Source organism: Sporosarcina koreensis (genome assembly GCF_001531445.1).
In the GTDB taxonomy this organism is placed as follows: domain Bacteria; phylum Bacillota; class Bacilli; order Bacillales_A; family Planococcaceae; genus Sporosarcina; species Sporosarcina koreensis_C.
The window spans coordinates 1-16,523 of sequence record NZ_LQYA01000004.1 but is presented as its reverse complement, the minus strand read 5'-3'; the positions used below and the strand labels follow the sequence as shown (position 1 = coordinate 16,523).

The 16,523-nt window shown below is 45.4% G+C and carries 20 protein-coding genes; 16 read left to right on the top strand and 4 right to left on the bottom strand.

Annotated elements, in window-relative coordinates; translation table 11 throughout:
* Nucleotides 1-68: 68 nt before the first annotated feature.
* The 10 genes from AWV70_RS01245 (at nucleotide 69) to AWV70_RS01205 (ending at nucleotide 9,643) form a co-directional block, all read left to right on the top strand.
* Nucleotides 69-851, top strand: a complete 783-nt coding sequence (locus AWV70_RS01245; protein WP_060203552.1) for a hypothetical protein — start codon at nucleotides 69-71, stop codon at nucleotides 849-851.
* On the top strand, nucleotides 848-1,501 hold the full coding sequence (locus tag AWV70_RS01240) for a hypothetical protein (protein ID WP_060203549.1): 654 nt from the start codon (nucleotides 848-850) through the stop codon (nucleotides 1,499-1,501). The genes AWV70_RS01245 and AWV70_RS01240 overlap by 4 nt, the downstream gene beginning before the upstream one ends.
* 2 nt (nucleotides 1,502-1,503) lie before the next feature.
* Nucleotides 1,504-1,872 (top strand): GntR family transcriptional regulator, encoded by a 369-nt coding sequence (locus tag AWV70_RS01235; RefSeq protein WP_060203547.1) that lies wholly within the window; start codon nucleotides 1,504-1,506, stop codon nucleotides 1,870-1,872.
* The gene (locus tag AWV70_RS01230; protein ID WP_060203545.1) at nucleotides 1,865-2,581 is read left to right on the top strand and encodes an ABC transporter ATP-binding protein; all 717 of its coding nucleotides are present in this window, start codon (nucleotides 1,865-1,867) and stop codon (nucleotides 2,579-2,581) included. Before AWV70_RS01235 ends, AWV70_RS01230 begins: the two co-directional genes overlap by 8 nt.
* Complete coding sequence (locus AWV70_RS01225; protein WP_060203544.1) at nucleotides 2,578-3,495, top strand: ABC transporter ATP-binding protein; 918 nt, start codon at nucleotides 2,578-2,580, stop codon at nucleotides 3,493-3,495. The genes AWV70_RS01230 and AWV70_RS01225 overlap by 4 nt, the downstream gene beginning before the upstream one ends.
* Nucleotides 3,473-4,243, top strand: coding sequence for an ABC transporter permease (locus AWV70_RS01220; RefSeq protein WP_060203542.1), 771 nt, complete (start codon nucleotides 3,473-3,475; stop codon nucleotides 4,241-4,243). Before AWV70_RS01225 ends, AWV70_RS01220 begins: the two co-directional genes overlap by 23 nt.
* 366 nt (nucleotides 4,244-4,609) lie before the next feature.
* Nucleotides 4,610-5,851: a helix-turn-helix transcriptional regulator gene (locus AWV70_RS01215; RefSeq protein WP_153009873.1), complete on the top strand. Its 1,242-nt coding sequence runs from the start codon at nucleotides 4,610-4,612 to the stop codon at nucleotides 5,849-5,851.
* Nucleotides 5,848-6,006 (top strand): hypothetical protein, encoded by a 159-nt coding sequence (locus AWV70_RS23685; protein ID WP_160327613.1) that lies wholly within the window; start codon nucleotides 5,848-5,850, stop codon nucleotides 6,004-6,006. Before AWV70_RS01215 ends, AWV70_RS23685 begins: the two co-directional genes overlap by 4 nt.
* Nucleotides 6,007-6,573: 567 nt before the next feature.
* Complete coding sequence (locus AWV70_RS01210) at nucleotides 6,574-7,116, top strand: nuclease-related domain-containing protein (RefSeq protein ID WP_160327612.1); 543 nt, start codon at nucleotides 6,574-6,576, stop codon at nucleotides 7,114-7,116.
* A 598-nt stretch (nucleotides 7,117-7,714) separates the two neighbouring features.
* Nucleotides 7,715-9,643 carry a DUF2207 domain-containing protein gene (locus AWV70_RS01205; RefSeq protein WP_235588511.1) on the top strand — a complete coding sequence of 643 codons (1,929 nt, stop codon included), beginning with the start codon at nucleotides 7,715-7,717 and terminating at the stop codon, nucleotides 9,641-9,643.
* 42 nt (nucleotides 9,644-9,685) lie between these two features.
* Here AWV70_RS01205 and mscL read toward each other — a convergent pair whose 3' ends face one another.
* Nucleotides 9,686-10,063, bottom strand: coding sequence for a large conductance mechanosensitive channel protein MscL (gene mscL / locus AWV70_RS01200; protein WP_060203533.1), 378 nt, complete (start codon nucleotides 10,061-10,063; stop codon nucleotides 9,686-9,688).
* Nucleotides 10,064-10,146: 83 nt separating this feature from the next.
* Here mscL and AWV70_RS01195 point away from each other — a divergent pair, with 83 nt between their 5' ends.
* On the top strand, nucleotides 10,147-10,368 hold the full coding sequence (locus AWV70_RS01195) for a hypothetical protein (RefSeq protein WP_060203531.1): 222 nt from the start codon (nucleotides 10,147-10,149) through the stop codon (nucleotides 10,366-10,368).
* A gap of 6 nt (nucleotides 10,369-10,374) precedes the next feature.
* Here AWV70_RS01195 and AWV70_RS01190 read toward each other — a convergent pair whose 3' ends face one another.
* On the bottom strand, nucleotides 10,375-10,701 hold the full coding sequence (locus tag AWV70_RS01190; RefSeq protein ID WP_060203530.1) for an MGMT family protein: 327 nt from the start codon (nucleotides 10,699-10,701) through the stop codon (nucleotides 10,375-10,377).
* A gap of 84 nt (nucleotides 10,702-10,785) precedes the next feature.
* Between AWV70_RS01190 and AWV70_RS01185 the strand changes: the two genes are divergently transcribed.
* Nucleotides 10,786-11,334, top strand: a complete 549-nt coding sequence (locus tag AWV70_RS01185; protein WP_060203528.1) for a hypothetical protein — start codon at nucleotides 10,786-10,788, stop codon at nucleotides 11,332-11,334.
* A gap of 11 nt (nucleotides 11,335-11,345) precedes the next feature.
* Here the strand turns inward: AWV70_RS01185 and AWV70_RS01180 are convergent, their stop codons facing one another.
* Nucleotides 11,346-12,005, bottom strand: a complete 660-nt coding sequence (locus tag AWV70_RS01180; RefSeq protein WP_060203526.1) for a phosphatase PAP2 family protein — start codon at nucleotides 12,003-12,005, stop codon at nucleotides 11,346-11,348.
* 86 nt (nucleotides 12,006-12,091) lie between these two features.
* On the opposite strand from AWV70_RS01180, the gene ytxJ reads away from it, so the two are divergent.
* The 4 genes from ytxJ (at nucleotide 12,092) to AWV70_RS01160 (ending at nucleotide 16,227) form a co-directional block, all read left to right on the top strand.
* Nucleotides 12,092-13,060: a bacillithiol system redox-active protein YtxJ gene (gene ytxJ / locus AWV70_RS01175; protein ID WP_060203524.1), complete on the top strand. Its 969-nt coding sequence runs from the start codon at nucleotides 12,092-12,094 to the stop codon at nucleotides 13,058-13,060.
* Nucleotides 13,061-13,359: 299 nt separating this feature from the next.
* The gene (locus AWV70_RS01170) at nucleotides 13,360-14,421 is read left to right on the top strand and encodes a fatty acid desaturase (protein WP_060203522.1); all 1,062 of its coding nucleotides are present in this window, start codon (nucleotides 13,360-13,362) and stop codon (nucleotides 14,419-14,421) included.
* A 73-nt stretch (nucleotides 14,422-14,494) separates the two neighbouring features.
* A complete protein-coding gene (locus AWV70_RS01165; RefSeq protein WP_060203520.1) occupies nucleotides 14,495-15,625 on the top strand; it encodes a sensor histidine kinase in 1,131 nt (376 codons plus the stop codon).
* Nucleotides 15,622-16,227 carry a response regulator transcription factor gene (locus tag AWV70_RS01160; RefSeq protein ID WP_060203519.1) on the top strand — a complete coding sequence of 202 codons (606 nt, stop codon included), beginning with the start codon at nucleotides 15,622-15,624 and terminating at the stop codon, nucleotides 16,225-16,227. The genes AWV70_RS01165 and AWV70_RS01160 overlap by 4 nt, the downstream gene beginning before the upstream one ends.
* A 54-nt stretch (nucleotides 16,228-16,281) precedes the next feature.
* Here AWV70_RS01160 and AWV70_RS23680 read toward each other — a convergent pair.
* The coding region (locus AWV70_RS23680; RefSeq protein WP_201024295.1) for a hypothetical protein at nucleotides 16,282-16,523 on the bottom strand (242 nt) is incomplete at its 5' end.

The window sequence follows — 16,523 nt, the reverse complement described above, 5'->3', positions numbered from 1 at the left end:
TCCTTTACACTTCTGCATATCATAGTGTACTATATAACTAATACACCGATACAGAAGGAGGTAGACGGGTGAAACAGTGGAATGGTTTATTGCAGAAGGAATGGGTCCAGTGGAGAGGGCAGATCATCGTGCTGATCTTCCTGCTATTGGCGGGATTATTTATATTGCCGTATTTTGCGGGATTGCTTGCAGTAGGGGAAGTTCCCGTATTTGAATTGACACTGGTTATCGGTTTCGTAGCGGCGGGTGCATGCATATTGGTTCCTGTCATTGCGTTCTCCATGATGTTCAACAAGGACATGAAACGGCCAGATTTATGGTTTCATTCTACGGCTTCTACAGTGAAGCTTGTCGCGGTCAAAATGGTGATGTCAGCCGGAATGGGCTTGGCATATTTGCTCGTTACGGTACTTGTCGTTGCAATCAGATATGCGATTACACCTCAACCGGAAGCCATTTTCAATGAGTTATTATTTTATGGAAGTTTGCTGATCAGCGCCGTTTTTCTCGCTTCCATACAGTTCATGGTGTACGGATTTTTCTTTATCGTCATCGACCAGTTGTTGAAGCCTTTTCTTAAAGGGTTTTCCTTTGTTGTTACATTGATTTTATTCATCATTTCAGTAAGGATTTACGGAGAGGTTACGGGTTCCGATTTTTACGAGAAATTCATACAGGTTGGCAGTTTCGATTTGATGTCTCTTAAGAACCCGGTGATTGATCTCCAATATGATAATTTCACCGTCACGAATACGGTTTTGTACGCAGGAGAGATCATAGTTGCCATTCTCTTTACTGTCGGCTTGTTCTATTTGGCAATCGCCTTGTTTGAGAAGCGGGTGAGGCTATGACGAGCTGGAATGGTTTATTGAGAAAAGAGTGGGTGCTCATGAAGTACTCACTGGTGACGTTTATCGTGGTCTTTGTCGTGATTGCCGTATCAAGTTTTGCACCTATGGCGGTTGGCGGTATTGTGGACGGAATTGATCTCACTCAAATGTTTTCGATGATGCTTATATTTATGGCAACGTCGTTTTTCCTCCACAGCCTTCATACGGATACGAAGCAGCTGGATGTCTGGCTTCACTCGCCCTTTTCGATTGTGAAACTTTTAGGCGTCAAGGCATTCACGTCGATTCTATTTGTTTTGGGAGGTTTCATCATTTGGAGCGGAATAGGGGTAGGTGCCTATTTCATCGGTGGTTTTGCAGATGGAATTCCTGGACTTACACCATTGCTAAAGATGCTAGTAAATACTTTTTTCTTCATTTCTGCCGGCCTGCTGATTTGGGTGATCTATAAGATTTTAGAAATCAGGCTTGGTTGGCTGGCCTCGATAATTTCACTGATTCCCATCTCTTTCGCAGCAATAACATGGGGAATTCTAATTGCAGTATGGGAGACGTTGGAACTCCCTGCGAGTACTTTTATATATATCATCGTTTCAATCGTATTATTCGCAGGCGGGGCAGTCCTGCTTGAAAAGAAAGTGAGGTACTGACGATGAGCATTGATTTCTTACCGGATAAGCCGATTTACCAGCAGCTCATCGACCGGATATTAGGGGATATTATGCGGGGCACGCTTGCGACAGGAGAAAAGTTGCCGTCCGTTCGTGAGTACGCGGTAGAAGTCGGCGTGAATGCGAACACGATGCAGCGCGTCTACAAGGAGTTGGAACAGATGGAGATCACCGAGACGAGAAGGGGGCAGGGATCGTTCGTGACAGAGGATCAGGAAAAGATCATAGCGCTTCGCAATGAAATGAAGGAGCAGCTTGTGACGACATTCCTTCAAAGTGTGGCAGCATTCGGATTTACGACCGACGAAATTGTACAGTGTTTGCAGGAACGGGGTGGCGAAATTGATTGAGTTGAAACAAGTCGGGAAGAAATATGGGAGTAAAAGGGCGTTGAATGATGTGACGCTATTGATTCCAAGGGGAAAAGTGATCGGGCTTGTCGGTGAAAACGGAAGCGGCAAATCGACGTTATTGAAGCTGATGGCAGGACTATTGACGCCGAACACAGGGAGCGCGACGTTTGATGGACAGCTGATTACACGGCGGATTGCCGCCCGGGTAGCGTATATGTCTGATACGGATGATTTCTACACGTACTTCACCGTTCAGCAACTTGTTGACTTTTACGTTTCGCAATTCGAGGATTTTGACGTAGTTAAAGCAAAGGAAATCTTGCAGTTCCTGAATGTTTCATTACATTCGAAGATAAAAAGCTTGTCGAAAGGAAACCGGGGACGTGTGAAAATCGCGGTAACACTTGCGCGGGAAGCCGATATCTATTTACTGGACGAACCGTTTTCAGGGCTGGACCCGATGGTGCGGGATGATATCGCGAAAGGACTTATTCGATATACAGACTCGGAGCGTCAGACCGTCATCATGTCGACGCATGAAATCAGGGAAGTCGAGCCCCTTTTGGATGACATTATCGTCATGCGAGGAGGAGTCGTCATTGCCCATGAATCGGTTGACGAGATCCGGGATTTCTATGGGATGGATGCAACAAGCTGGATGGTATCACTATTCAAAGATCAGAAAGAAAGGGAGTTGGGAAAATGAAACCGGTAGTGGAATTGAAGAATTTATCCAAAACGATTCGCAGCAAGAAGATCATTGACAATTTGAATTTGTCGTTGTATCCGGGACAGATCACGGGCTTCCTCGGTCCGAATGGGGCAGGGAAAACGACGACGATCCGGATGATGGTCGGGCTCATGAAACAGACGGGCGGCGACATCGTTATCGATGGCGTATCGCTCCGTGATGATTTCGAGGAGGGGCTTTCGAAAGTAGGCGTCATCGTTGAAAATCCGGAAATGTATAAATTCATGTCGGGGTATAAGAATTTGATTCATTTTGCGCGCATGCATAAAGGCGTGACGAAGGAGCGGATCGATGAAGTCGTCCGCCAAGTCGGCATGCAAAATCGCATTCATGAAAAAGTGGGGACCTATTCACTCGGGATGCGCCAACGACTTGGACTTGCGCAAGCACTCTTGCATAGTCCGAAGTTCTTGATTTTGGATGAACCGACGAATGGGTTGGATCCAGCGGGAATCCGCGAATTCCGGCAATATTTGCGTAAAATTGCCGAAGCGGAAGGTGTGTCCGTCTTCGTTTCGAGTCATATGCTTTCCGAAATTGAGCAGATGTGCGACCGTATTGCTATTATCCAAAACGGTAAACTCATTGATATTCGTGAAATGTCCGATGCGCGGGAATCGTTCTATTATATTGAAGCGACACCTGCCGAGAAGGCGAAACAAATGCTAATGGATGGAGGATTCACGGTGGAAGCGTTTAAAGACGGCTTACTCGTGAATGCGGAGCAGCACCAAATTCCAGGGCTGGTCGAGTCGTTCATTGCCGAAGGGCTGCAAGTATTTGCGGTTCAGCCGCATCGCAAGACATTGGAAGATGAGTTCTTAGAGATGACTGGAGGTGGCCAGATTGCTGAAGCTTATGCAAAATGAATGGATGAAATTGTGGCATAAAAAAGGGACGTGGGTTATGACAGGCATTCTCATTATTATTACTGCCGGCATGATGGGCTTGATGAAATGGATAAGTATTCAGCAGGATATGGGGGGCAATTTCACAAGAGCAGGGATGATTCAGGATCCATCATCGGTTGGTGGGACGGTTTTATTGCTGACAGTTATCGTTGCGGCGGGTATTGTCGCATCCGAGTTTTCGCAGGGAACGATTAAAATGTTGCTGACACGTCCAGTGAAGCGGTGGAAAATTCTTTTGTCCAAATTCCTCACAGTGAATGTGTTTGGTATGTTCCTTATGGTGATCGGTTATGCCGTATATGTCTTGCTGGCACTTCTATTATTCAAATCGGGTGCAGGCGAAAGTATATCAAGTTGGTCGGTTTGGAGCAAAAGTCTATATATGTTGCTTCTTTCATTCGGTAACGTATTCATCACAGCGACATTCGCGTTCGCAATCGGCAGTGTTTTCCGCTCCAGTTCGCTCGCAATTGGACTATCACTGTTCATCTATTTTACAGGCTCTACGATTAGTGCCATTCTTTCAAGGTATGAAATCGCGAAATACTTATTATTTACACATATGGACTTAACCCAATTTGAGACGGGCATGATGCTAGTTCCTGACTTAACAATGCCTTTTTCGCTCGCCGTATTGGCCGTTTATATCATAGTCTTCCTCGTAATCAGCTTTACAACATTCGTAAAACGCGATGTTACTGCCTGATTGGTAGGTATAATCAAATAGGGATTCCACAATTTGCCCAACACCGGCCGCATCAATGGCCGGTGTTTTCTAGTTCTTTGGATTTAAACAAACACCTTCTTAGGGGTGGATAGATAGAGACCACAGTCGCGAAAGCTGTCGATTCCTATCGTATTTTTCCCAATTTCCTATAGTGAACATATCTGATACAGTAAAGTTAGCAATACTAGAAAAATGCTTTTTGAAAGAAAATCAACATAGCCTCCTAATGAAAATCCCATACATTAGGCTGAAAACAGTCCCTTACTCCCCTGGGACTGTTTTCTCATGTATTCATGTATATAACGTGATATGTTCGAATAGTAAGAAATTATTAAGGGGGTGCTAATGATGAATATCGGATCCATCCTAAAATACTACAGAATGAGAAACAATTTGACACAGGCCGAGCTTTGTAAAGGCGTATGCTCCATCTCCCATTTAAGTAAAATCGAGTCGAATAAATACATTCCCCATAACGAAACAATCAATGAACTGTTCAAACGGATGGGCATTGAATGGGAGCGTGAAGTGGATATATACGAAGGCTGGAAAGAGAAGTTGGAAACATTCATCATGCATTCGGTCTACTATGACTTGAAAGCGATGGAAGAGGGATACAAAGAACTTTCCGCGCATGAAGACTATTTGCAATCGACGGACTTGGTGAATCGATATGAGCTCTACAAATTGCGTTATTTTTTATTCAAACAGGACACGCCTCGCGCGACACAACAAGTTTCCATCTTGAAACGAATGGAGACATCCTTCACGGAATATGAAAAAGGCGTATCGAAAGTCATTTATCTTATTTACGATATCTTCTTGCAAAATTTTACAGAAGCGGAAAATCGCTTGGAAAGGATAGAGGAATTCCGTGAACGGATTCCCCATATGTTCGAGGGGGAACTGTTTTATCAAAGAGCCTATTTGCTTCATAACAGAGCACAATATAGCAAGTCGACTTACTATGCAGAAATGGCTGTCGACCATTTCCGGAAAGACTCTAATTACATCCGTCTTCTTCATGCACAGCTTCTGTTGGCCATTAACTATACAAACCGAGATTTCATCCTGCAGGCGGATGGTTTGTTCAAAACTATCCTTCGAAATGCCAGGATGATGCAGATGGAACAGTTGTATCAGGGGGCACTCTATAACTATTCCATGTTGCAAAATAGAAGGGAGCTTCATAGCTCGGCATATGATATGTTGAAAGAATTGAAGGCGCTTTTGGAACCGGGTGCCGATTTATATCAAGCAGTCCTCATTCATTTATTGCAAACAGCGGTTGAGGAAAATAAAGAGATCGATTCTCTTCTTGATGAATTGGAAGTATTAGCGGGAAGGAAAAAAGACCCGTATTTAAAGGTGCAGTTGGATTACTTTAGAAAGACTAAAATTTCCCAACAGGAACTTTTAAACTATTGTGAACAAATAGCATTTCCTTTTCTGAAGAAACATGATTATATAGGGGAAGCAAGAAGTATCGCATGGAGGTTGGCAAACTATTACCGCTCCATCGGTGATTACGAAAAAGCGGGAGTGTATAGTTTGTATCATTATGACAAGGGAGAGAAGGAATTATGAAACGGAAGATCACCATTATTTTACTAACAGCAATGTTTGCCGCATTTGCTGGAATGGGAACTGGATTTGCATTGGAACCGAATGACAGCATGGAGACGAACGCAAAAGGTAAAGACAATCTAACTCCACCATCGGTCTTACCTCCACAAACATAAGAAAAAGGTGTCCCCAGCTCTTCGGGTGCGGGACACCTTTTCTATTTGCTGTCATTGTGACGCGATTCCACAAAAAAAGCACTTCAACAATCACTTATGATTGTTGAATGTGCTGACAAGACCAAATGTTGTACCAAGGATGATAAAAGCGAACAGCGCGTACATGATGTATAGGAACCACATGAAGACTTCACTCCTTTTTATCGTAAATCCTACATTCCATTGTAGCATCAGTTTTGAAAGGTGGCAACGGCAGACACAAGGATGTTGGAATTCGGGCGTGCATCGGTTTTTGATGGCGCTCGAGTAGTTATAAAGTCATGATCCGGTGATAGTTTTTGATATTCAATAGATAAATGTGCAGATTCAATAGATAACTTTCTCTATTCAATAGATAAAAACCGGTATTCGATAGATAACTTATCCATTTCAATAGATAAATTTAATGCCGCTCTATTGAAAGGAGGAAAATCTTATGAAAAAAGAATAATTGACGTGCTACAATCATTCGAGGAGGTGGTTTATATTGATAATTAAGAAAAAACGAATTCATTTAAGCGGATTGCTTTGGAGAGGTTATTGCAAAGGTTGCCAGACCAACATTCAAGGTTTCCAATCATTGAAAGTGCATTACGGTCAACACGAGCTGGTGAGAATGGAGAGAGGATATTAGGAGAGATATTTCAAAAATATATGGTTCCATTTGAACATTATATATTTCACGATCTTCATTTAAAATCCACTGGTTACTTTCAAATTGATACGCTTTTTCTATGTAAGCAAGGAGCGGTCATTTTGGAAATGAAGAATATAGCGGGCCGTATTAGTTTTCCGGCCAATCAGAATCAAATTACTCGAACTCTTGATAATGGACAAGTCGACTCATTTGAATGTCCCTCCATCCAACTTGAGCGAAATCAGCTATTATTGAAAGATTGGCTTAATGCACAAAATGTAGCAATTCCCATTCATAAAGCAGTAGTTTTTCCAAGACCGCAACAGCATTTCGAAAATCTGCGTCATAATCTAACAGTTCTTTTCCCCTTGAAATTCCAATTTTTCTACGAAACATCGGAGAACAATCCCCAACTTTCGATGAAAATGAGCTGAACAGCATTGCTGCAGCTTTGGTGGAGAGCCACCACGATTATAACCCTTTTCCTTTCTCATCTAGCTATAACATTTCACCTTCAGAGTTAATCACGGGAGTCCGCTGCAATCATTGCGGCTCATTTGGTATGCAATCCATTCATAAAGGATGGAGATGCCAGTTTTGTGGTCATGTCGATCAGCATGCACACTTGGAGTCACTACTGGACTATTTCATATTAATTAATAATCGAATAACGAATAAAGACTGCAGATATTTCTTGCGATTGGATAGCCATCAAAAAGCAAATTGTCTATTAAAACACTTGGATATACCTTCTTTTGGAGAAAAAAGAGGCAGGTTTTATATGGCGGGCTTGAAGGATGTAGAACGATTACTAAAGAAAACAGCAATTTGTAGGTGAAAGGTCATGATTTGGTGATAAGTTCAAGGATTCAATAGATAACTCCAGAGATTCAATAGATAATTATTTCTATGATAGATAACAACTAATTTATTGTTGGTAAACATGCCAAACAGCCCGTTTTATTATACTTTTGAAACCCTTGCTCGACGTCCGTCGTATGTCATGTAAAGGAGGTGCCGCCTGTGCGAAAAATGGTCATATTCATAATGGTATTATTCATCCTTTCACCAGCCACTGCCCATGCGAAGTCGTACGCAATTGACCGGGTGCAGATCAAGGGGTGGGTGCAGCCGAACGGTGATATGTTGGTGAATGAGGTGTTCACGTATACGTTGGATGGCTCGTTTTCGCAGTTGATGCGATCGTTTCCGGAGAAGCATATTGGGCAGGTCCAACAGTTCGAGGCGTATCTACTCGATGGACTGGATCCTATCGTCGGGGAAATCGAGGAGTCCGCTTTGACGAAAGCGCCGGTGACCCGCGAAGGCGGCACGTACCGGGCAGCCATTCGGGCGGGGGATGAAATCGTATCCGTCCTTTACGTCTACACGATGCAGAACGCGGTGACGTCATACGATACATACAGTGATTTGTCCGTTACTTATTTTGAAGGAGGCGACAATCACGACGAGCACTTGAATAATGTCGAGATCACCTACGCATTGCCCGGCGACGCCGGCGAGGGCCAAATCCATGGGTTTCTGCACGACCGGGCAGGGCAGGTGCGGAAGGTTTATCGCGACGGCATTTCGTTTCATACGCCCAAGTCGGCCGCACATACAGTGACGGAGACCCGCGTGCTGTTCCCTTCCATAATTATGACCGAGCAGCAAAAAATAACGGAGCCCGTCTCGTTCGAAGAAGCAATCCGGCAGGAACAGCAGCGCATCGATAGAAATGAATCTAGATGGGCGAAAATTCCCGCAGTGGAAAAAGCGGCGAATGGTCTCAGCGTTTTCTTCATTACACTGACCGGCTTGCTTATTTTACTGAGGCAACGGGTATTCTCCTTGTTCGGCAGCATTGATCTCGTCTTGCAGACTGATCCGACGTATTTGGCTTTTGTCGATCAAAATGGCCGATTCAATCGAAAAAGCTTTCTGTCGGGCTTGTTTTCGCTCGTTGATAAAGGGGTCATTAAGGTGGAACTGACGGATTCGGCAGCACGTTTCCAAGGGAAGAAAGGCGCCCCTGAAAAAACATTAGTTTTCCGCTTGCCCCAATCAAATGAACAATTGAAAAAATCAAAACAAAATTTACTGCCTCACGAGCAATATTTGGTGACATGGTTATTCAAAGGGAGGGTCGGTCATCGGAAATTCCATTTGCATGACATGGCGGGGGCTTCCGTGCATGGAGATAAAAAGAATCGGATCCATCTGCGCAAGCAGCGGCAATTCCATGAAAACCACGAAGCTTGGCATAACGATGTGCTTAGTCTTATGGATGAGGCGGGGGCACTTTCCACGAAGATGCCAAAAGTAGTGAAAGCAGCAATCTTTCTACTGCTCACGATAATGACCATGTACGGATTTTACGCGGATGGTGCAGGTGGCTGGGGAATTGCATTTCCTGCTATTGTAGCTGTCATCATGTATTACTTTTACATTACAAACCCTGAAAAGAAATGGCCAGCAATCCTGTTCTTTATCGGGATGTTTTCTGCAGGCGCTCAACCCGTTGCTACGGAAGTAACGAATGCTGTCCTTTCCGCAATCGTCTGTGGGGCAATTCTGTTTTTCGCGATTCCGAAAGCAATGCCAAGCTCATTTACCGCTCTTTATACAAAGATGAGCATTACGAAATTCAGAAACCGTGTGAGGCGGGGAATACCCGATTTTCTTCACCTGGAAGAAGCAGACCGTTGGATGGCTCGTGCTTATTTATTGAATAAATCAAAGAAAAGACTTCCGAGGTTGAAACGGGTATTGCCAGAAACCTCTTCACTCGCACCCCTTTTCGCGTTGCAAGTGGATCCGCTTTATTTCACCTATTCCACTTGGGGTCCGATGTCCGTCGACAAGAGCAGCTCTTCTAGGGGAGGGGGCTCTTATGATTCCGGCGGCTACAGCGGCGGAGGCGGAGGAGATGGCGGCGGTGGCGGTGCAGGCGCAGATTAATAAGAAAATGCCGGCTTATAGATAGACCGGCATTTTCTTATGTCATTGTTTTTCCTTTAATAAATCTCGGATTTCCTTCAATAATTCTTCTTTTGCATCAAGCGCAGGCTCTTCTTCCTTCGCGGGCTCTTCTTTCCGTTTGAACTTCATGAGTAGACGGACGAATAGGAAAATCGAGAAGGCGATGATGATGAAATCAATAATGGATTGTAAAAAAAGACCATATTTGAGGGGAGTCGCCCCGATTGTCACCTCTAGCTTGGATACGTCAACTTTTCCGGTAATCGCAACGACGAGCGGCATAATGATGTTATCGACTAGCGATGATACAATTTTGCCGAATGCTGCTCCGATAACGACGGCGATTGCAAGGTCGAGGACGTTGCCTTTGAACGCAAATTCCTTAAATGCTTTCCACATACTACACACCTCCTTTCAAGTTGTTTTTTTCGACTTGTTCGCATATAATAGGAACAAATGTTCTTAATGGGGGGGTGGAAGCGATGCGACAAGCTTTACTCAAAATATGTCAGCGCCATGAATTGGCGGAAATGATCTATATGCGAGCGGATGGGACACTAACGAAAAGGCGTGTCCGTATCCTTGCAGTCGGCATGGATTCATTCTCGGCTTATTGCCATCTGCGACATGAAAAACGCACATTCAAAATAGAACGGGTCTTGTCTGTCCAACGTATAGTGAGCCGCGAACCGAAGGCGATTTGAAATGTGTTATTCAAATTCCTCTTCAGGAAACCACCGATAGATTTGAAGATCCACTTTCCCATTCTCCATGAACTCCACACCTTCTGCCTCCAGCAACTCCCGCTGCAAACCGCCTTTTTCTTCCCGATCGGAAGGAGTTGAGATGCCGCCTTGCGCGTTGATGATCCGATGCCAAGGCAACTCGTACTTGGCGCTCATCGAATGGAGAATTCGAGCAACTTGCCTAGCACCGCGCGAATTACCCGCAGCGCTTGCCACTTGTCCATAAGTCATCACCCGGCCGGCAGGAATGTCCAGGATAATCCGCACAACCCGTTCTGTAAATGGAACCATTGTCTCTCCTCCTCATTATGAAACTATCCAAGTCACTTAATCGTACACAAGTTATGCAAAAATATAAATGGGAGAGTGGTCACATTGAACAACTTATTTACGAAACAGAGTTTCATCGGATATATCATTAAGATCGCCGGAGTTGTCGTGATTGGATGGGGGATTATCCAAGGGATCTTCTCTTTGTCGATGATGGCGCAAATGGGTGATCAGTATATGAATGAATGGGGAGAAATGCAGTATACAAGCGGGATTACGGGCGCAGCATTATTCGCCTTTCTGGGAATTATTGCGACACATTTCTTATACGGATTGTTGATCATCGGATTTGGTGAAGTAATTGATTACTTGCAGAAGATTTATTTCAGCATGGAACCGGAAGCTAAGCGGCAATGGTTGGAAGAGCGGAAGGAGAAGGAGATTGTCGTGCCGGAAGGAGATGTGCCGTTTTGGGCGGAACAGCATGTAAACATCTATTACAAAAAAATGCAATCGACCGTCCAATCAATCGAAAAAACGAGCGATCCATATATTTTCAAAATTTCCGTGGATGGGCGTATCGAATTTATGGAGCTCGGGAACTTCGAACCGCGCATTTTATCCGATGAGGAAGCCGCTAAATTCGCCGAATGAAAAGCGCCTCGTCAGTCTTGGACGAGGCCGCGTTTCTTCCGCTTTTGGAATTGGTCGAACAGCAAAATCGTAAAGAGGAGCCAGAATGCGCTTGCGACCATGCCACCGAGAATATCGCTCGGATAATGGACGCCAAGGTAGATACGGCTAACTGCAATCATGCCGAACATGAAAATCGCAAAGAGTACCAAGGCGACTCTTCCTGCCGTTGACTTGATATGGCGCCAAAGCAAATATGCGAAAAGCGCGTACAGGCTGAAACCCATCATCGTGTGACCGCTCGGGAAGCTGTAGCCACCCACTTCGGCAAGCCTGTGGAATTCAGGACGTGCCCGTTTGAAGATGAATTTCAAGGTTTGATTCAATATGCCTGTCCCGATCATTGCGAAGAAAAAGAAATAGGCTTGGCTTCTGACGTGGAATTTCCACAATAGAAGTGCGGTCACTGCGATGATAAGAAGCATGACGACTTTCGTGGAGCCAATGAATGAAAAAGTGTGCATGATTGTCGTCAGCCACGGAGCTTCCAAACCTTGAACGGCATCGATGATCGATCGGTCAAAACCGGTGATCATTCCGTTAAGAATCGCTGTTACAATAAAGGCAAAGGCGAAGCCGAATAAAATACATAAACTAATGGCCACAAAAGGGCGAATTGGTGATTCCTTCAACTAGATCATCCTCTCTTCTGCGACATATTGTACAGGAAAAGACAGGGCGTTGCATATAGTGAAGTGGAAAGGGAAGTGGATGGGCAATGAAAATCGCTCTATTGCTTATTAGCGGCTATTTGGTCGGGAATTTGCTGATGGCAACGGTCATCGGAAAGTTTTTATATCGCCGAGATATTCGCAATGCGGGGAGTGGAAACCCGGGCGCGCGCAATGCGGGAAGGGTGCTCGGCAAGACCGCTTTTGTCTTGACGTTCATTGGAGACGCAGTAAAGGGAGCCGCCGTCGTATTGATTGCCAAATGGTTGGGGATGGACGACTGGCTGCAACTATTGTGTGTCCTTGCCGTCATGGCAGGCCATATTTATCCGGTCGTCCATAAGTTCCGCGGCGGGCAGGGGGTATCGACGTTCATTGGCGGAATGCTTGCGTTCAACTCGCTCGTAGTTGCCTGTTTTGTAATTATGTTCCTCGTCCTCTATCCATTTCTTAAAAACTTCACGGCCGCTGGGTTAAGCGCGATGGCATTGTCGCCGCTTTTCCTGTTTGGATTGACGAACGAGTGGGCGCAATCGGTTGTCGCCATCCTAGTCGTAGGTTTGCTTATATTTGCCCATCGGAAAGATTTGACCGCTCTCAAAGGGGTATGGAAGTCAGTAGAGCAACCGTTTGAGACCGCTAATAGTATGGATAATCGCCATTCAAAAACGGAAAGGAGAGAATATCTAATGAAAGAGATCCGATCTATAGAAGAATGGGAAGAAATACGGAATCAATCGAAAAGAGAGCCGGTCTTCCTGATGAAGCATAGCTCGACATGCCCGATTAGCGCCGCGGGTTATCGGGCGTTTGCCAAGTTCGAAACGGAAATTCCAAAATACGTTTTGATCGTCCAAAGAAGCCGTAAACTGTCGAATGAAGTGGAAAGCGAATTGGGCATTCAGCATGAAAGTCCGCAGCTCTTCTTACTGAAGGACGGCGAAGCGGTATGGCATGCGAGCCATTCCAAAATCAGCCAACGCAATATGAAATCAGCCGTCGAAGCGAACGGATGAAAGATGCAGGCACCTCTTATAAGGTGTCTGTTTTTCATTTTTACGGGCATCCACTGAACGCTTATACGTTATTTCTTAGAGGTCAAAAGTACCGAAGTGAGCATAACTCCCCCCAAACTTGAGCAAAACCCATTAAAACTCGTGCGAAACTTTTCCGAGCACTCCCTCCTTGTGAATAACTTCACAATAAATGACACTTATCATATGCAAAGTTATGACGTTCATCTATTCTGCGAAACCCGCTTCCCGTTTAGTATAGATAATAACGAGATCATAAAATTCACGAGGAGGCGTTCACAATGAGCAAGGAAAAAACGAAGCAGTTGCACAAAAATGTTGCACCCTATGCCAAATCGGATTTAAAAAAGAGTGTTATCCAACTGATCAATACGGTTCCACCCATATTTCTTCTCTGGTTTTTGGCGTATCAGAGTTTGTCGGTGTCCGTTTGGCTGACGATCGGCATTGCAGTCATTACAGCGGGCTTTGTCGTCCGGACATTCATCATCTTCCATGATTGCACGCATGGTTCATTTTTCAAGAATAAAAAAGCGAATGACATTGTCGGTACGATTACTGGGATCCTCACGTTGTTCCCATATGAAAAATGGAAACGCGAGCATGCAATCCATCACGCGACAAGCTCCAACTTGGATAAGCGGGGCGTCGGCGATATTTGGGTCATGACCGTTGAGGAATATATGGAAGCATCGAAATGGCAACGACTCATGTATCGCTGCTATCGGAATCCTATTGTTATGTTCGGCCTCGGACCCTTATATTTGGTGCTTATTACGGGCAGGATCAACCGGAAAGATGCACGTCGGAAAGAACGCAATAACACATATTTGACGAACGTCCTCCTCGTAGCGCTCTATGCGTTCATGGTGTGGCTCGTCGGCTGGCAAGCCTTCCTCATCGTGCAAGGCTCAATCATGTTTGTCGCTGCAGCGCTAGGCATCTGGCTTTTCTACATTCAGCACACATTCGAGGATTCCTATTTCGAAGAGGAATCCGAGTGGGATTATGTGAAAGCGGCAGTTGAAGGCAGCTCGTATTACAAATTGCCAAAAGTCCTTCAATGGGCGACTGGCAACATCGGCTTCCACCACGTCCATCATTTGGCGCCGCGTGTGCCAAATTACAACTTGGAAATGGCGCATGAATCAACTCCTCCGCTTCAAATGGCGACGACAATCAATATTAAAACAAGCTTGGAATCGCTTCGTTACAAACTATACGATCCGGAAAACAAGCGGTTCATCACATTCAAAGAAGTGAAGAACGCAGTCAAACGTGCCAAGCCAAGCATTGATCTGAATGAATTGAAACCGAAACGAACAAGCTTTGACAGTAAATGAACAAATGCAGCCGCCTTTCGATGAGGCGGCTGCATGTTTTTGGTACAATGGAAGAAATAGGACGGTGAACTGGATGCAAAAATGGTACAGTATTTTCCCTAAAAACCCATGGCTCAGTATTTATGCATGGGCCGTTTTTTGCCTATTGCCGTTCTTTTTCATCTTCCGGTCATGGTCGGCGGTCGACATTTCGGTCGGCACTGGATTATTGGTACTTTTCTTCATCTCTTATTTCTTTTCATTCAAATCAAAAAGTGGCCTCGTCTATATGTGGATCAGTTTCGAAATCGTGATCAATATTGTCATGACACTTCTGTTCGGCTATGTGTACCTGTCGATTTTTACTGCGTTTTTCATCGGCAATATACGATCGACAGTTGGGTTCTTCATCATGTATGGCCTACATATCTTTTTCACGGTTGGCGCGATTGTCACGGGCTTTTTCTTGGAAATCAACCTCTTTCTGTCGCAAGTCCATTTCATCCTCATTACGGTGATCGGCGTCATCCTTCTGCCTTTCAATCTTTACAACAGGAGCAAGCGTGAGAAACTTGAAGACCAGCTGGAGGATGCGAAAGAGCGCATTTCTGAATTGATGTTGTTGGAGGAACGCGAGAGGATCGCACGGGATCTGCATGACACGCTCGGGCAGAAATTATCGATGATCGGTTTGAAGAGCGACTTGGCCCGAAGATTGATTTCGAAAAATCCGGAAGAGGCGGAGAGAGAATTGGTCGATATCCGTCAAACGGCAAGCACTGCATTGAAGGAAGTGCGAGAGCTTGTGGCGGATATGCGTGCGACAAGGCTTGTGGACGAAGTGATGCGCATCCGTCAGATTCTTGCGGCTGCGGAAATCGAATTACGGATTGAAGGGGATCCTGCCGTGACCAACATCCCATCCAACTTTGAAAACGTCCTCGGCATGTGCCTGAAAGAGGCGGTGACGAATGTGGTGAAGCATAGCGGGGCAACGGTTTGCAATGTCCTAATCAAGCAGACGGAAGATGAAGTGTCGATCGTCGTCCATGATAACGGCAAAGGTATGAAAACGATAAAATCAGTTGGCACGGGATTGAAGGGCATGCGGGAACGGCTTGAATTTGTGAACGGTACACTCGAAATCGAAGAAGAGCATGGAACGACATTGACGATCCGAATGCCGATCGTCATTACACATCAATTGGAGGAGGGGAAGGCATGATTCGAATCGTCATTGCAGAGGACCAAGGAATGATGTTAGGCGCGCTGGGCTCCCTTTTGAATATGGAAGACGATATGGAAGTCGTCGGGATGGCGCGGAACGGGGAGGAAGCGGTCCGCCTTGTGAAGGAGCATAAGCCCGACATTTGCATCATGGATATCGAAATGCCGGTCATGACCGGTTTGGATGCGGCGGAGGAACTCATCGGCATGGACTGTAAAATCATCATCTTGACGACGTTTGCACGGGCGGGCTATTTTGAGCGCGCGCGAAAGGCCAAGGTCCGCGGTTATTTATTGAAAGACAGTCCAATCGAGGAGCTTGTCAATTCCATCCATGCGATCCAGGAAGGACGCCGGATTTACGCACCCGAGCTCGTCGATATCGCGTACGAGGACGACTCCGAAAATCCACTGACCGACCGCGAAAGCCAAGTGCTAGGACTTGTAGCAGAAGGGAAGACGACGAAGGAAATCGCAGGTGAGCTCTTTTTGACGCCGGGAACGGTTCGGAATTATATATCCGTCATTCTTGAAAAGCTGGAGGTCGGCAATCGGATTGAAGCGATTTCCCGTTTCAAGGAAAAGGGATGGTTTAAATAGGTTGTGTTAGCAGGTGAAGGAGTTTATTTCCTTTGCCTTTTTTATTTTGAAGTATCACGTCCAAAGCAGGTCATCCTGCGTCCAAAGCGAGTCGTTCCGCGTCCAAAGCAGGTCATCCTGCGTCCAAAGCGAGTCGTTCTGCGTCCAAAGCAGGTCATCCTGCGTCCAAAGCGAGTCGTTCCGCGTCCAAAGCAGGTCATCCTGCGTCCAAAGCGAGTCGTTCCGCGTCCAAAGCAGGTCATCCTGCGTCCAAAGCGAGTCGTTCCGCGTCCAAAGCAGGTCATCCTGCGTCCAAA

Coding starts and splice junctions, on each gene's coding strand:
- AWV70_RS01240 (WP_060203549.1), top strand. CDS start 848: ATGACGAGCTGGAATGGTTTATTGAGAAAAGAGTGGGTGCTCATGAAG.
- AWV70_RS01235 (WP_060203547.1), top strand. CDS start 1,504: ATGAGCATTGATTTCTTACCGGATAAGCCGATTTACCAGCAGCTCATC.
- AWV70_RS01225 (WP_060203544.1), top strand. CDS start 2,578: ATGAAACCGGTAGTGGAATTGAAGAATTTATCCAAAACGATTCGCAGC.
- AWV70_RS01215 (WP_153009873.1), top strand. CDS start 4,610: ATGATGAATATCGGATCCATCCTAAAATACTACAGAATGAGAAACAAT.
- AWV70_RS23685 (WP_160327613.1), top strand. CDS start 5,848: ATGAAACGGAAGATCACCATTATTTTACTAACAGCAATGTTTGCCGCA.
- AWV70_RS01205 (WP_235588511.1), top strand. CDS start 7,715: ATGGTCATATTCATAATGGTATTATTCATCCTTTCACCAGCCACTGCC.
- mscL (WP_060203533.1), bottom strand. CDS start 10,063: ATGTGGAAAGCATTTAAGGAATTTGCGTTCAAAGGCAACGTCCTCGAC.
- AWV70_RS01195 (WP_060203531.1), top strand. CDS start 10,147: ATGCGACAAGCTTTACTCAAAATATGTCAGCGCCATGAATTGGCGGAA.
- AWV70_RS01190 (WP_060203530.1), bottom strand. CDS start 10,701: ATGGTTCCATTTACAGAACGGGTTGTGCGGATTATCCTGGACATTCCT.
- ytxJ (WP_060203524.1), top strand. CDS start 12,092: ATGAAAATCGCTCTATTGCTTATTAGCGGCTATTTGGTCGGGAATTTG.
- AWV70_RS01170 (WP_060203522.1), top strand. CDS start 13,360: ATGAGCAAGGAAAAAACGAAGCAGTTGCACAAAAATGTTGCACCCTAT.
- AWV70_RS01165 (WP_060203520.1), top strand. CDS start 14,495: ATGCAAAAATGGTACAGTATTTTCCCTAAAAACCCATGGCTCAGTATT.
- AWV70_RS01160 (WP_060203519.1), top strand. CDS start 15,622: ATGATTCGAATCGTCATTGCAGAGGACCAAGGAATGATGTTAGGCGCG.